The organism is Faecalicatena contorta (assembly GCF_021531995.1).
In the GTDB taxonomy this organism is placed as follows: Bacteria; Bacillota; Clostridia; order Lachnospirales; family Lachnospiraceae; genus Dorea_A; species Dorea_A contorta_A.
The window spans coordinates 1-14,832 of the sequence record NZ_JAFBIZ010000077.1; the positions used below are offsets into that span (position 1 = coordinate 1).

At 45.9% G+C, this 14,832-nt stretch carries 17 protein-coding genes and 2 tRNA genes; 7 read left to right on the forward strand and 12 right to left on the reverse strand.

What is annotated here, in order from left to right; all coding sequences use genetic code 11:
• Window positions 1-4 precede the first annotated feature (4 nt).
• Window positions 5-166: a helix-turn-helix domain-containing protein gene (locus JQM82_RS16530; RefSeq protein ID WP_268827717.1), complete on the forward strand. Its 162-nt coding sequence runs from the start codon at window positions 5-7 to the stop codon at window positions 164-166.
• A 28-nt stretch (window positions 167-194) separates the two neighbouring features.
• Here JQM82_RS16530 and JQM82_RS10630 read toward each other — a convergent pair whose 3' ends face one another.
• On the reverse strand, window positions 195-995 hold the full coding sequence (locus tag JQM82_RS10630; RefSeq protein WP_235250297.1) for a sirohydrochlorin cobaltochelatase: 801 nt from the start codon (window positions 993-995) through the stop codon (window positions 195-197).
• Between the two features lie 138 nt (window positions 996-1,133).
• On the opposite strand from JQM82_RS10630, the gene JQM82_RS10635 reads away from it, so the two are divergent.
• Window positions 1,134-1,619: a precorrin-2 dehydrogenase/sirohydrochlorin ferrochelatase family protein gene (locus JQM82_RS10635; RefSeq protein ID WP_158555679.1), complete on the forward strand. Its 486-nt coding sequence runs from the start codon at window positions 1,134-1,136 to the stop codon at window positions 1,617-1,619.
• 25 nt (window positions 1,620-1,644) lie between these two features.
• Here the strand turns inward: JQM82_RS10635 and JQM82_RS10640 are convergent.
• Window positions 1,645-1,715 (reverse strand) — tRNA-Cys (locus JQM82_RS10640).
• Between the two features lie 4 nt (window positions 1,716-1,719).
• Window positions 1,720-1,791, reverse strand: a tRNA-Glu gene (locus tag JQM82_RS10645).
• Window positions 1,792-2,033: 242 nt separating this feature from the next.
• On the opposite strand from JQM82_RS10645, the gene JQM82_RS10650 reads away from it, so the two are divergent.
• Window positions 2,034-4,259 carry a DNA topoisomerase III gene (locus JQM82_RS10650; protein ID WP_235250298.1) on the forward strand — a complete coding sequence of 742 codons (2,226 nt, stop codon included), beginning with the start codon at window positions 2,034-2,036 and terminating at the stop codon, window positions 4,257-4,259.
• A gap of 1 nt (window position 4,260) precedes the next feature.
• Here JQM82_RS10650 and JQM82_RS10655 read toward each other — a convergent pair whose 3' ends face one another.
• Window positions 4,261-4,860 carry an EamA family transporter gene (locus JQM82_RS10655; protein ID WP_268827718.1) on the reverse strand — a complete coding sequence of 200 codons (600 nt, stop codon included), beginning with the start codon at window positions 4,858-4,860 and terminating at the stop codon, window positions 4,261-4,263.
• A gap of 178 nt (window positions 4,861-5,038) precedes the next feature.
• Between JQM82_RS10655 and JQM82_RS10660 the strand changes: the two genes are divergently transcribed.
• Window positions 5,039-5,704, forward strand: a complete 666-nt coding sequence (locus JQM82_RS10660) for a helix-turn-helix transcriptional regulator (RefSeq protein WP_235250300.1) — start codon at window positions 5,039-5,041, stop codon at window positions 5,702-5,704.
• Here the strand turns inward: JQM82_RS10660 and JQM82_RS10665 are convergent.
• The 8 genes from JQM82_RS10665 to JQM82_RS10700 all read right to left on the reverse strand — a co-directional run bounded on the left by JQM82_RS10665 (window position 5,600) and on the right by JQM82_RS10700 (window position 12,046).
• Complete coding sequence (locus tag JQM82_RS10665) at window positions 5,600-6,733, reverse strand: DUF3810 domain-containing protein (RefSeq protein WP_235250301.1); 1,134 nt, start codon at window positions 6,731-6,733, stop codon at window positions 5,600-5,602. The two genes, JQM82_RS10660 and JQM82_RS10665, sit on opposite strands and share 105 nt — an antisense overlap.
• A 34-nt stretch (window positions 6,734-6,767) precedes the next feature.
• Window positions 6,768-7,589 carry a purine-nucleoside phosphorylase gene (locus tag JQM82_RS10670; protein WP_235250302.1) on the reverse strand — a complete coding sequence of 274 codons (822 nt, stop codon included), beginning with the start codon at window positions 7,587-7,589 and terminating at the stop codon, window positions 6,768-6,770.
• A gap of 13 nt (window positions 7,590-7,602) precedes the next feature.
• Window positions 7,603-8,796, reverse strand: coding sequence for a phosphopentomutase (locus JQM82_RS10675; RefSeq protein WP_235250303.1), 1,194 nt, complete (start codon window positions 8,794-8,796; stop codon window positions 7,603-7,605).
• Window positions 8,793-9,782 (reverse strand): adenosine deaminase, encoded by a 990-nt coding sequence (gene add, locus JQM82_RS10680; RefSeq protein WP_235250305.1) that lies wholly within the window; start codon window positions 9,780-9,782, stop codon window positions 8,793-8,795. Before add ends, JQM82_RS10675 begins: the two co-directional genes overlap by 4 nt.
• 4 nt (window positions 9,783-9,786) lie before the next feature.
• Window positions 9,787-10,230 (reverse strand): cytidine deaminase, encoded by a 444-nt coding sequence (locus JQM82_RS10685; protein WP_235250314.1) that lies wholly within the window; start codon window positions 10,228-10,230, stop codon window positions 9,787-9,789.
• Between the two features lie 15 nt (window positions 10,231-10,245).
• Window positions 10,246-10,890 (reverse strand): deoxyribose-phosphate aldolase, encoded by a 645-nt coding sequence (gene deoC / locus JQM82_RS10690; RefSeq protein WP_235250306.1) that lies wholly within the window; start codon window positions 10,888-10,890, stop codon window positions 10,246-10,248.
• Window positions 10,891-10,910: 20 nt separating this feature from the next.
• Window positions 10,911-11,693 carry a uridine phosphorylase gene (gene udp, locus JQM82_RS10695; protein ID WP_235250307.1) on the reverse strand — a complete coding sequence of 261 codons (783 nt, stop codon included), beginning with the start codon at window positions 11,691-11,693 and terminating at the stop codon, window positions 10,911-10,913.
• A gap of 119 nt (window positions 11,694-11,812) precedes the next feature.
• Window positions 11,813-12,046, reverse strand: a complete 234-nt coding sequence (locus JQM82_RS10700; RefSeq protein ID WP_235250308.1) for a helix-turn-helix domain-containing protein — start codon at window positions 12,044-12,046, stop codon at window positions 11,813-11,815.
• Window positions 12,047-12,176: 130 nt separating this feature from the next.
• Between JQM82_RS10700 and JQM82_RS10705 the strand changes: the two genes are divergently transcribed.
• The 3 genes from JQM82_RS10705 (at window position 12,177) to JQM82_RS10715 (ending at window position 14,805) form a co-directional block, all read left to right on the forward strand.
• The gene (locus JQM82_RS10705; RefSeq protein WP_235250309.1) at window positions 12,177-12,509 is read left to right on the forward strand and encodes a hypothetical protein; all 333 of its coding nucleotides are present in this window, start codon (window positions 12,177-12,179) and stop codon (window positions 12,507-12,509) included.
• Between the two features lie 129 nt (window positions 12,510-12,638).
• Window positions 12,639-13,832 carry an ABC transporter permease gene (locus tag JQM82_RS10710; RefSeq protein WP_235250310.1) on the forward strand — a complete coding sequence of 398 codons (1,194 nt, stop codon included), beginning with the start codon at window positions 12,639-12,641 and terminating at the stop codon, window positions 13,830-13,832.
• Window positions 13,816-14,805 (forward strand): ABC transporter ATP-binding protein, encoded by a 990-nt coding sequence (locus JQM82_RS10715; RefSeq protein WP_235250311.1) that lies wholly within the window; start codon window positions 13,816-13,818, stop codon window positions 14,803-14,805. Before JQM82_RS10710 ends, JQM82_RS10715 begins: the two co-directional genes overlap by 17 nt.
• Window positions 14,806-14,832 lie beyond the last annotated feature (27 nt).

Consider the following 14,832-nt stretch of genomic DNA (forward strand, 5'->3'; position numbering starts at 1 on the left):
AAGACTGGATTATGCCTGCTCACTTCTGCAATATAGTGGAAGATCCATCACCGAGATACTGGTCAGCGCCGGATTCGACAGTCCGCGTACCTTTAACCGTGTATTTCACGAACGTTTTCATATGTCCCCCCGGGAATATCGAAAAATGTGCAAGGAAGAAGACTGATCTCCCTTTCCAGGCTGCATCATAAGAATCAATCCGATGCCGTCTGAGATTGCATAGAAGTCTCGAGATGCTGAAGAAACAGCGTGCGAACTTCCGGATATTCTCCCAGCCCTTTCATACAGCAATTCACCTCGTAACCTGCTTTTTTGCAGAGATTCATCCAGGAATCTTCCTCCGGTCCGGCCATATCTTCCATCACATGATTACCTGCAACGATCAAAAATGGCGCAAGACGCACTCTGGCCACCGAAGTCTGTCGAATCTCCCGTAGAGCCTCTTCGATCCCCGGCTCCGCTTCCACGGTACACATCCAGATATTCTGTCGCCCGCATTGCCTGAACATCTGATTCATCTGTTCATATGCCGCACTGGCAACATGTGCGCTTCCATGCCCCATCAAAATCAAAGCCTCATCCGGGAGCAGATCTGAATGTTCCGCCTGAATGATCCGTACCATTGCCTCCATGTCTTTCCCGGAAGCAATCAGCGGCTGAGCGAATACCATCCTCTGAAATCCGTCTTCATACGCACCCGCTTCTTCTTTCATCCGTTCATTTTCTATACCGTCAATTACATGTGTCGGCTGAATGTATACCTCCCGGATACCATCCCGTTCCATCTCTTCCAGCGCTTCTCCGACTGTCCGGATCCGTTCTCCGGTCGTTTCCAACAGTTTTCGGATGATCCGTCTACTGGTCCACGCTTCATAGACCGCGCACTCCGGATGCGCCTCCTGTATTGTATTGCGGATAGCATCGATCGTTAACTGGCGTGTTCCGGCGTACACAGTTCCAAAGCTGACCACCAGAATTCCTTTCTTCTCAGTCATACCTGCATCTTCTCTCTTTCTTTCTGATGTTCCTAATCATACCGCATGCCCTGTTTTCTGTCAATTCGGTCTCTTATGCTACTTACATGGCATTTGTACATGTGGTATGATAAAAGAAAACAGGAAAGGACACTTCAAATGAAACAACAACACAAGCTTTATTTTCCCCTGTTCGTAGATATCTCGCAAAAGAAAGTTGTCATTATCGGTGGCGGAAAGATCGCGCAGAGAAGAATCGAGACTCTCCTCGTCTTCGCAGAACACATATACGTCATTGCCCCGGAAGTCACAGATCCGATCAAAGAGTTGAATACACAGGGTAAGATTCATTGGATCCATGAGGCGTATCGCCCGGAATTACTGGAAGGAGCAGAGCTTGTTCTTGCCGCAACCAACGACCCGGAATGTAACGAATCCGTTGTCAGGTATTGCAATGAGAAAAGAATCCCGGTGAACACCGCACATAAAAAAGAAGCCTGTGACTTCTTTTTCCCCGGCATTGCCAGACACGGCAATATCGTAGCCGGAATAACCGCTAATGGTCTGAATCACAAAGAAGCCAAAAAAGCAAGAGAATGCATCAGCCGCGCACTGGAAGAATCAGGCATCAAAAAAAGCCTGTGAAGCAATCAGCTTCCAGGCTTTTCGAAGGCGCCAACCAGATTTGAACTGGTGATAGAGGTGTTGCAGACCTTTGCCTTACCACTTGGCTATGGCGCCATAATGACTCCGACGGGAATCGAACCCGTGTTACCGCCGTGAAAGGGCGATGTCTTAACCGCTTGACCACGGAGCCATGTATTCACATCTCAAATGCGACCGAAGATTATGTTACCATAGTTTTCTTTATAATGCAAGTGTTTTTTTATTTTCTTTAAGCATTTTTTTATTTTCTTTAAGCATTGACAAACTCTTTTCCATCCGCTATGTTGAATTCATGTTGGGGCTGTCGAAAATACAGTTTTCCTCTGTCTAAAGCAGACGTATATTCTCCAGCAGAACCCCAACACGTAAAATGATACAAGGAGACTATTACTTATGAAATCACTCGTATTAGCGGAGAAGCCATCCGTTGCCCGCGACATCGCCCGGGTTCTGAATTGCCATAAAAATATCGCCGGAGCTATCGAGGGCAGCAATTACATCGTCACCTGGGCGCTCGGTCATCTGATCACGCTGGCTGATCCGGAAGGATATGACAAAAAATACAAAGACTGGACACTTTCTTCCCTTCCCATGATCCCCCAAAAATGGGAACTCGTTGTCATCAGGCAGACCTCCAGACAATATCAGAATGTAAAGACCCAGTTATTCCGCAAAGACGTATCAGAGATCATCATCGCTACGGATGCCGGTCGGGAGGGAGAACTGGTTGCGCGATGGATTCTGGAAAAATCCGGCTGTCACAAGCCCATCAAGCGGCTCTGGATCTCTTCCGTCACTGACAAAGCCATTCGCGAAGGATTCTCTCATCTAAAGGACGGACGACAATACAACGCCCTTTATAAAGCCGCCAGAAGCCGCGCAGAAGCAGACTGGCTGGTAGGAATCAACGCAACCCGGGCCCTGACCTGCAAATATAACGCTCAGCTTTCCTGTGGACGTGTACAGACACCAACCCTGGCAATCATTGCAAGCCGGGAAGAAGAGATCCGTTCGTTCAAACCCGAGGACTACTACAGCTTAAAATGCGTAACACAGACCCCAAAGGGCACTGTCACCTGGCACTGGCAGCATGCAAAAAGCGGCTCTCTGCGGACCTTTCAGAAGGATCTGATCACCGAAATCGAACGCAAAATCAAAGACCAGGTTCTCACCATTACAGAAGTCAGCCGCCAGACAAAGCGGACACCAGCTCCCGGGCTCTACGATCTGACGGAACTGCAGCGCGATGCCAACAAACGTTATGGTTTTTCTGCAAAACAGACACTGAACATTATGCAGCGTCTGTATGAGCATCACAAGATTCTGACATATCCGCGAACTGATTCCAGATATATCGGAACAGACATTGTGCCTACGATCAAAGAACGTCTGAAAGCCTGTTGTATCGGTCCTTACAAACAATATATTCCAGCGCTTTTGAAAAAGCCCATTCATACCAGCAAAGCTTTTGTAGATGACAGCAGGGTCAGTGACCATCATGCAATTATTCCGACAGAGGAATATGTGCAACTGGAACATTTAAGTAATGATGAACGAAAAATCTACGATCTGGTAGTTCGCCGATTCATCAGCGTTTTATATCCGCCATTTGAATACGAGCAGACCACCCTGAAAGCAACAGCTGCCGGAGAACTGTTTACTGCCAAAGGACAATTCATACTCTCTCCCGGCTGGCAATCTGTCTACACAGACAGTACTGCTGCTACAGGCGGTTACTTAACCGATGAAGATACGGAAGAAGCTTCTTATCTGAAAGCTTCCTCACAGCCTCTCCCAGCCCTGAAGAAAGATGACAGACTTTCCATCAGCCATATCACCCTCACCAGTGGGAAAACCAAACCACCGGCGAGATTTACAGAGGCTACTCTCTTATCTGCCATGGAAAACCCGGTTCGATATATGAAATCCCAGGACGAAAAAGCCCGCAGAACACTGGGCGAAACCGGTGGTCTCGGAACCGTGGCAACAAGGGCAGACATTATAGAAAAGCTCTTCCATTCCTTCTTAATCGAAAAGAAAGGAACTGAGATTCTGATTACCTCCAAAGGCAGACAGCTCTTAAAGCTTGTACCGGAAGATCTGAAAAAGCCTGAGCTTACTGCACAATGGGAAATGAAGCTTTCTGACATCGCCAAAGGAAAACAAAAAGAAGATGCCTTTCTCCAGGAAATTCAGAACTATACCTGTAGTCTGATCCAGGAGATTCAAAATGACGACGGAACATTCCGTCACGAGAATCTTACCAACACCCGATGTCCAAACTGCGGGAAACGGATGCTCGCTGTTAACGGCAAGAATTCCCGTCTTCTGGTGTGTCAGGATCGCGAATGCGGCTATCGGGAAACGATCGCCCGCATGAGTAATGCCAGATGCCCGAACTGCCATAAAAAGATGGAACTCATCAAAAAAGGAGACGAAGAGACCTTTGTATGTTCCTGCGGCCACAAAGAAAAACTTTCCGCATTTAAATCCCGCAGAGAAAAAGAAGGCGCCGGCGTCTCCAAAAAAGACGTCCAGCGCTATCTGAAAAAGCAAAAAGAAGAGCCGGTCAACAATGCATTTGCTCAGGCTTTATCCGGTATTCACCTGGATCAATAAACTACAATGATCTTACTTCTGCCTTCGACTTTTGATATCCGTCAATCGTGATCAGCAGAATACTCGTAATAACGAGGTATCCTCCGGCTGCAATTCCAAGCGTAACAGGATCTTTAAACCAGACAGTTCCAAACACAACACTGACGATAAGTTCTAACATTGACACAAATGCAGCTGTGGATGCTCCCAATTTTCTGATTCCGAACATCATCAGAAAATATCCGCATACGGTAAATAAACCGGAACCGCCGATCATCATAATCCATCCCGGCAGACCATTGGATGGTGCTGCCAGAGTTCCGGTTGCCGGTGCCACAATCGAAAATACAATCGCCACCACCTGAAGTTTTGTAAAACCTTCTTTGAAGATCGTACCCATAATAATACACACAATCGTAGGATACAGAAAATTTAACATGATCGTTGTTCCCACCGGCAGATAAAGATAACTGCTGTTTAATAGTACCGCTGTAAACAACATTCCAAAAACACCCATTAATATCCCCTGTAAAACCTGCGCTTTTGTTGCCTTCAGACTTTTCTTCTTAATAATTGCCATAAAAAGGCACACCAGTGTAATCGTCCAGTTCGTAAAAAACATCAAACTTATATAATACTGTTTTTTGACTATTATTCGTCATAGTTCCACTCCATTGTTTTGTAATATATAAAAGTATAACAAGAATTCTGCTCCCTTTGCAAGCAAAGCATTTCTTGTTTTTTCTCAAATTATTATATATAATATCAGCAGGTACAAAGCTGATAAAGGGGAAAATAGAATGAGTGACAACGAAGTTTTAGAAATATATAAGAATCTTCTTCCATTCCTGGGAAAGGTTCTTGGTTCGGGCTGCGAATTATGTATCCATGATGTACGCACTCCCAAAGAATCTATCATCGCAATTGAAAATAACGCAACCGGAAGAAAGATCGGTTCTCCTATGACCGATCTTGCATACACAACCATGGAAAAAGGACTATACACCAACAGTGACAGTGTTTTAAACTATGAAGGAAGCTCGAAAGGCAAACCGTTCCTTTCTTCCACTTATTTTATAAAAAATGAAAACCGCCTGATCGGTCTGCTGTGTGTCAATAAAGATGTCAGTGCGTCAAATGCCGCTGTAGCCGCATTTCAAAATCTGTTAAATACTTTTAATCTGACGCTTCCGGAAACCTCTGAATATACAGAGACTCTTGAGGGTCCGGTATCGGATCTGCTGCCGAACCTTGTTGCAGATGCTATCACACAGGCCAATATTCCTCTGGAACGGATGACACGAACAGAGAAAATTGAATTAGTCCGGTTACCTGAACAAAATATCCGGCAAATAACGCTCTCACTCATGATACACGGCTACAATCAGATCTACCATCCGGTCATAGCTTTCTACTCCATCCTTCTGTCCATTTGCTTTCAGATATGTGTCATTCACTTTATTTGACACCTCTGCCACTTTTCCATCGTAAGCCGCCCAGAATTCGCTGTTTGCTTTCAAATCTGTGTCTGCGGACGGAGCAATTCCTGCACGTATCTCCTCCCACGCATCGTAGTCCGCCTGATGCAATACGTTCATACAATATACCCAGCCGACCAGATATCCGCTGTACTGAAATTCCACATACTCTGAATCTGTACACGCAAGAAACGCGATAAAGTTCGCCTCCTGCTCCTGCATAAATCCCCGCAAGTGTGACAGTTCATGGCAAGCAGTAAACGGGATATCATAATCAACCACATCTGAATTATAATTGGCCTCCACCGTAAACGGAGAATACACTCCCGTCAGATTCTGTACAGACAGAATCCAGGAGTTTAAAAGCCCCTTGGGCTTCGGATAGAATCCGGACAATTCCGTACAGGTCTCTCCAATCCCTTTCATGGCCTCGACCGCCAGCGCGTCAACGGAAGTGTTTCCACCGTCAGATACACTGCCTTCTGTTTCGGATATTTTTTCAAGAGTCATAATTCCCGCATCATCTCTTGGGACCTCATCACTTCGCGCGTTAATCTCCTCTGTCAGCCAGCTGCACACTTCTGTCAACTCTTCCACAGAATATTCATTCGTCCGGATGCCTGCGCTCTCTGCAAAAGATTCTCTTTGATAATTAATCCCGCAATTAATCACATACAGGAAGAACAGTACACCTGCGATTAACAGCAGTTTCATACACCATTCCTCCACCTGACGCCTTCCCTTTTTCTTTCGGATCACTCCCACCGTCAGTCTGCACACAGATATCAGAATCCACAGGAGCAGAAGATACAGCAGTACCTCAGATACGGAAAACGGAAACATTCCCATGAACCGACCGGTCGTATTCACCCAGATTCGATAGATATGGATACTGTACCAGTGTGCAAATGCCCCGGAAGCTCTGGCAGCAAGCATCAGCAGAAAACCTGCTGCCAGCAATCCTCCTCCGACCATTCCCATCATTTGATTTTTCTTTTTTCTATTCTCCTTTTTCATCTGTTCCCATACTTTCTAAAATCCAGCCTCACTTCTATATTCGCGTGATGATTCCTGTAATCAGTTCTTGAAATTGTCTGGAGACCCGATCTGCCGTCTCCTGCACTTCTGTATGATCAAGCTCTCCGGAGGTCATGCCTGCAGCAAGATTGGTAATACAGGAGATTCCGCACACCTCCATTCCCATGTGGCGCGCAGCCACAGCCTCACAGGCGGTACTCATTCCCACAGCATCTCCGCCCCAGCTTCTGCACATCCGTATCTCTGCCGGTGTCTCATAAGCCGGTCCGGTAAACTGTACATAGACCCCTTCCTGAAGCGTGATTCCCAGGTCATCCGCAGTTTTTCGGATCACTTCTCGCATACGGGCGCTGTATACTTCACTCATATCCGGAAATCTTACTCCCAACGCTTCGATATTCGGCCCGATCAGCGGACTGGGAACAGCGGTTGTAATATGATCCTTAATCAACATAAAATCCCCCGGATGGTACGCATAATTTACTCCACCGGCTGCATTGGTAAGGATCAGCTTTTTTGCTCCAAGCAGCCCCATCAGACGTGTTGGAAGCACCACGTCCGACATCGGGTATCCTTCATAATAGTGTACCCTTCCCTGCATAATGACTACCGGAATCCGATCTACATAACCAAGCACGAATCTTCCTCTGTGCCCCTGCACCGTAGAAGTTGGAAACCCTTCAATCTCCGCATAATCTATGGCCTTTTCCACCTGTATCACATCTGCGTAATCTCCCAGTCCCGATCCAAGAATCAATGCAATCTCCGGCTGAAAGTCCGTTTTTTGTCTGACACTTTCAAGACATGTCATTAGTTTAGTATATATTTCACTCATCTTTTCTCCTCTTTCATCCAATCAGTGTATCCAATACCGAATTTCCAATCGTTCCTTCCGGCATCTCCACTTCAAAGTTCTCTGCAACAGTTGCTCCGATCACAGCAAATGTGTCTTCCGGCTTCAGTGCTCCTCCCTGCCGCATCCGTTTTGAATATGCAAGAAACGGAACGTATTCTCTGGTATGGTCTGTACCGGTATAGGTCGGATCATTTCCATGATCTGCGGTCAGGATCAAAAGATCATCTTTCCGCAGTTTTTCCAGAAGGACTCCGAGATTATTGTCAAATTTCTCAATTTCTCTTCCATAGCCCTCGGCATCTCTTCGATGCCCCCATAATGCGTCAAAATCAACCAGATTGACAAAGCAGAGGCCGTGGAACTCTTTCTCACAGATTTCGATGGTCTGTTCCATTCCATGCACAGAGCTGTCAGAATGATACGTCTGCGTAATTCCCTCTCCACAAAAGATATCGTGAATCTTTCCTACACCGATTACATCCAGTCCGGCATCCGAAAGTGCATGAAGAACGGTTCTTCCTGCAGGCTTAAGCGCATAATCATGCCGGTTACTCGTCCGCCGGAATTCTCCTTTTTTCTTCCCCACATATGGCCTTGCTATCACACGTCCGACTCTCCACTCATCCTTCATGGTAATCTCTCTTGCAATCTCACAGCAACGATACAGATTCTGAAGATCAAATGTCTCTTCATTTCCACAGATCTGCATCACAGAATCTGCCGAAGTATAGACGATCATTGCTCCCGTCTGAATCTCCTCTTCTCCAAGCTCTTCGATGATCTGTGTCCCACTGGCACTCTTATTGCCGATGACCCGTTTCCCGCATCGCTTTTCCAGTTCTTCGATCAATTCCTGCGGAAACCCGGTTTCTGTAAATGTCCGAAAGGGTTTCTCTGTCCGGATCCCCATCATTTCCCAGTGTCCTGTCATGGTATCTTTTCCCTTGCTTGCTTCCCCCAGACGCATATAGCGGCCCGCAGGACTTTTTACTCCCTCCATGCTTCCGGCCGGATGAAGATTCAGAAGTCCCAGCTTTTGCAGATTCGGGATCTGAAGCGTCCCCACACGTTCCAGAATATGCCCCAACGTATCCACTCCCGCGTCTCCAAAATCCAGAGAATCCGGCATTGCCCCGATTCCCAGCGAATCCAGTACAATTACAAAGATCCTGTTATATTCCTTCATATCACTCTCACCTCATTACACATCTTTTGATACATCCACTCTTTTGTATCTATATCAGCAAAAGCACTCTCTATTGCATTTTTCATCAGTTTCGCAATCTCTCCATCACGAATTCCATAAGCCATCTGGATGAACTGCAGTTCCTTCACCATAGAAGTATTGCTGACAGTCCGGTTGTCTGTATTGATCGTCACACAGATACCGGAATCCAGAAATTCCCTGAGCGGATATTCCAGCTCACTTTTCACTGCCTTGGTCTGCAGATTGCTGATCGGGCACATCTCTACACTGACTTTCGCATCCCGGATCTTCTTCTGGAGCTCAGGATATCCCTTCATGGCAATACCGTGCCCGATTCTTTCTGCCCCTGCCCGTACTGCTCTTACGATATTCTCTGCATTTCCACATTCTCCTGCATGGATGGTAAATGGCATGCCAAGGAGCTTTGTCTTCCGGAACAGCTCCATGAATTCTGTCATCGGATACTGTGCTTCCGCTCCGGCAAGATCCACGGCGCAGACTCCCTCACCGAGATACTCCCGCGCCATCTTGATCATCTGATAGTTCTGCACCTCACTGTGATGCCGCATCGCACAGGTAATGACATTATATGCTACACCAAAGTCCTCTTTCCCTTTTCCGAGTCCTCGAAGAAGTGCCTCTATCACTTTGCGGGTATCCATCTCCTCCGACACAGACAAAAGCGGTGCAAAACGAATCTCCGCGTAACATACGTTTTCCTCTGCCATCGTCTTCAGCAGATCATATCCTGCGCCTTCCAGTCCTTCTTCATCTTTCAGACATGCACATGGCAAATCAAACTTTTCCAGATATTCCGCAAGACTTCCGCACTTTCTCGTCACGCTGAGTTCTTCTTCCGACACGGTTCTTCCCAGTCTCTTTTCAATAAAGTCCCGGCTGAGAGAGCCGTCCAGATGACAATGAAGCTCTATCTTAGGGAGCCTTTTCAGTTCTTCTGTCGTCATACGCTCACTTCCTCTTTTCAGGCACTGCTGATTCCAGATTGCCCGGTCCAAATCCCATCGGCAACAGCTCTTTTAATGTATATATCGCGTAGTGTTTTGGATCCGTCGCAAGGATGATCTGAAAGGTATCCGGGTTACAGAATTCCATCATGACCTGCCGGCACACACCACAGGGTGGTGTATATTCTGTCAGAATCCCATCCTTCCCTCCGACGATACAGATTGCCCGAAATGTTCTTTCACCTTCGCTGACCGCCTTGAAGAATGCCGTCCTCTCCGCGCAGTTTGTCGGAGTATACGCAGCATTTTCTATATTACAGCCTGTATACATCTTCCCTCCTTCTGTGAGGAGCACGGCGCCCACTCGGAACCCGGAATACGGTACATAAGCATAGGGGAGCTGTGCAATCGCCCGCTCTATCATCTTTTCTGCCAGCTGTCTCTCCATCACAACTCACCTCTTTTATCTGATCAGCTTAATGATCCGGCTTGTTCCAAGCCGGTCCGCTCCCAGTTCCAGGAACTTTGCGGCATCCTCCAGTGTGGAAATTCCTCCTGCCGCCTTAATCTTCACCATCGGTCCGACATGACGGGCAAATAATTCAATGTCCGCAAAGGTTGCTCCCGCTCCGCCAAATCCGGTAGAAGTCTTAATGTAATCCGCTCCCGCTCTGGTTACGATCTCGCACATCTTAATCTTTTCTTCTTCCGTCAAAAAACAGGTCTCGATAATCACTTTCAGAGTCTTATCTCCGCAGGCATTCTTTAAGATACGTATCTCTTCTTCGACCCTGTCATATTGCCCATCCTTCAGCCATCCGATGTTAATAACCATATCGATCTCAGAAGCCCCGTTTTCAATCGCATCTTTTGTCTCGCACTCTTTTGCTTTTGTCGTCATATATCCATTCGGAAATCCAATCACGGTACAGACAGCGACCTTTCCCTGTACATATTCACTGGCCTGTCTGACATAAGATGGCGGAATACACACGGAAGCCGTCTGATACCTGACTGCATCATCACAGATCTGCCGGATCTCTTCCCAGGTTGCAGTCTGTGCAAGAAGTGTATGATCTACATGTTTTAATATTTCCTGAATATTCATATTTTTCCCCTTTTCCTTTTTTATTTCCCTTCTGAATCACTTTGAATCAGCAGACGAACCGCTTCTACCGCTGTCTGAACTGCCATATCCGTATCATGTACGACCGGATTTTCCAGGCCAAGCTTCTCTCTTTCCTGATTGGCGACCACAAGAAAGCAGGAGCCCGCTCTTACCCGAAGATAATCAGCGACGATAAACAGTGCCGCAGATTCCATCTCCGACGCCAGGCATCCCATACGCTTCCATGCTTCCCACTTGCTCATCAGCTCGTAGCCTGCCGGCTTGGTCTCCGGTTCATGCTGTCCGTAAAAAGAATCTTTACACTGCACAATACCCGTATGGCAGGGGTATCCCCTTCTTTTAGCCGCAGCACACAACGCATTCGTTACATCCAGATTGGCAACCGCCGGATACTCAATCGGTGCATACTCTTTACTCGTTCCTTCCATCCTGACTGCTCCCGTCGCAATCACGATATCCCCGCTCTTTACTTCTGTCTGCATACCGCCGCAGGTTCCGATCCGCACAAATGTATCTGCACCACAGCGATAGAGTTCTTCCATTGCAATGGAAGCCGACGGTCCCCCGATTCCGGTCGATGTCACACTGACCTTCACTCCGTCCAGAGTCCCGGTATAAGTAACGAATTCCCGGTTGTCCGCTATGAGAACCGGATCATCAAGATATTTTGCAATTTTGACACATCTTTTCGGATCTCCCGGCATGATCACATATCTTCCTACCTCACCATTCGCGACCTGTATATGATATTGTCTGCCTGCATCTTCTGAATAGTTTTTCATATCCATCTCTCCTTTGCTTTTTGCAGATTTTTCCGTCTTGTTATAAACATTATACCCCAAAACGAAGATAAGAAAAGAAAAACCTTTGATCTGAGTTTTTCTCAAACCAAAGGCTCCCATTATTCTGTTTCTGATTCTTCCGTTTTTTCTTCCTCCAGCACCAGAATATCTTCAATCCTGCAATCAATAAAGTCACACATCCTTGCAATCGTATTCAGATCAATTCGGACAACTTTGTTTTTGCAATAATTATTCAGCTGCGTCCGCTGTAATCTGCATGCATAACACAGCTGCGTTTTACTGATTCCCTTTTCTTTTAATACATTTTCCAGATTAATTCGTATTTTACTCATTTCACATACCATCCTATTACTTAAAAGTATACTAAGATTGCAGTTGAAAAAGTAGATATGATAATTTACACTGGAAGTAAATACATGTACGTTGATACAGTGTAAGTTTTTATCTATGGTGGTGATCGTCATGAAAAAAAGCAAATACCCAATCTTCTTTCTACTGCTGGCGGCTGTACTTTTTTTCTGCATTACCTCCTCCAGACCATATCATATAAAACATTCTACCGTTCACACCTATGAAACTTCTACCGAAACAGACCTGTATATTGTGACGAATCGCCCCATTTGGTCCGATCAGTCAAAACTGGCTGAAAATATCGTCTCTGAATACTTCAGGCTGAATCGCCCTGCAGGTAAAGTTACTTATCAACTGTATCTGTATCAGACAGAATGGCACTACCAGAACCATACGCCTTATGCAATACTGACCTGCGATCAGAACGGACGGATAATCCCCTGATTATTATCTCCTGATCTTCAGATATGATACTTTCCGTTTCCCTTCATTCCATTTATATAATTAGGTGCCTTGATATCCGTTTGTTTTCGCGATACAATTAAGGTACCTAATAGACATGGAGGTCCAATTATGTGGAAGTATATTCGGCAATATTTGCCATACGCCATTCTGGCCGGTCTGTTTATGATCGGCGAAGTGCTGATGGATCTGATCCAACCGGGTTTTATGAGTCAGATTGTGGATAAGGGTGTTCTCGGTCTGAATAACGGTGGTGTAAGTGATTTGCATTTAATCTGGAAACTTGGACTTCAGATGATCTGTCTTGTATTATTCGGCGGTCTTTGTGGTTCATTTAACAATGCTTTTGTCCATCTGTCAGGGCAGAATATCGGAAATGAAATGCGAAAAGACTGTTTTCGTAAAATAGTCTCTTTTTCATTTTCCCAGCTCGATCGTTTCATTACCGGTTCTCTCGTAACAAGAGTCACAAATGATATTACGCAGATACAGAACTTTGTAACTCTGTTTGTCCGAGGCATGATCCGTACTTTGTTACTGACTTTTGGAAGCATGTACTGTATGTTCCGTCTGAATGTCATGTTCGGGCGGATCGTGCTGTGTGCATTTCCATTTCTTGTGGGCACACTCGCCATATGCCTGCTGAAGGCCAATCCTCTGTTTTCCCGATTACAGGCCCAACTTGACTCTATCAACGCCATTATGCTTGAGGATGTATCCGGTATCCGCATCATCAAAGCCTGTGTGCGGGAAGTTTATGAAAAGATACGGTTCGGGAAAGCCAATGATGACCTGATTAAAACACAACTGAAAATACTTGTGATCTTTGCTTTCATGAATCCCATTATCAATGCAATGATGTATATCGTCGTTACGATCATTCTGCTGCTTGGCTCATTCGAAGTAAACGCCGGAAATACAACGCCCGGCACTATCATGGCGGCAATCACTTACACGACACAGTTACTCAATGGAATTCTGATGCTCGTCATGCTGTTCCAGAATATTTCCAGAGGACTGGCTTCATGGAAACGTGTCAGAGAAGTGCTGCACAGCGAGCCGGAGCTTGTTGACGGTCAATTTGACGGTCGGACAAAACAGAAAGGGGAGATAACATTTCAAAATGTTTCTTTCGCTTACCCCGGAAGCAGTCATAATGTGCTGTCGCACATCAATCTGACCATACACAAAGGAGAAACCGTAGCAATCATGGGAGCAACAGGGTGCGGATTCTCTTACAAAAGCAGGAATCCGGACCGATATTTTCAGCGGAGTCATGGGACCGGTCATGAACTGCATCGGTAATATCGGCTTTGTTATCATTGCAGCCTTCGGTGGGTATTTTTCCACAAAAGGACTGATATCAGTCGGTGTTATCTCTGCCTTTATTGTATACGCAAAGCAATTCAGCCGTCCGCTCAATGAGATTGCACAGGTCTACGGACAGCTGCAAACAGCAATTGCCGGAGCAGAACGTGTATTCACCGTATTGGATGAAGCGGATGAGGATCCTTCCGGAACAGAACTTATCGAAGAGAAAAAAACGACAGTAACATTTAAAAATGTATCTTTTTCTTATAATTCGGATATCCCCGTGATCAAAGATTTCTCATTAACGGTACCTGCCGGCAAAAAGGTAGCACTGGTCGGCGCAACAGGAAGCGGAAAAACCACCATCGTCAATCTGCTCATGCGGTTTTATGATATTGACAGTGGTGCGATTACCATCAATAATCAAAATATCCAGGATATTGCGCGAAACAACTTACGAAAAAATGTTGCCATTGTTTTACAGGACACAGTTTTATTTTCTGATACAGTTCGAAACAACCTGAAATATGGCAATGAAGCGGCTACAGACGACCAACTGGAAGGGGCGGTGGAAATGAGCCGATGCAAGGACATGATCCGTCATCTACGGCAGGGATATGATACCGTGCTGACCGGTGCCGGTTCTAATATCAGCCAGGGACAACGTCAGTTGCTTGCAATTGCCCGCGCATTTGTAGCCGATCCCAGGATCCTGATTCTTGACGAGGCTACATCCAATGTAGATACACGTACTGAAAAAACCATCCAAAATGCTATGCATCGTATTATGCAGGGGCGCACCAGCATCGTGATTGCACATCGCCTGTCCACAATTCGGGATTCTGATCTTATCGTCGTTATGGATCACGGAGAAATTGTAGAGAGCGGCACACATGAATCACTGCTGATCAAAAAAGGAAAATATTATGAACTGTATATGACCCAATATGCGGAATTTTCAACATAACTTATGACAGAATATCCATAATAATAA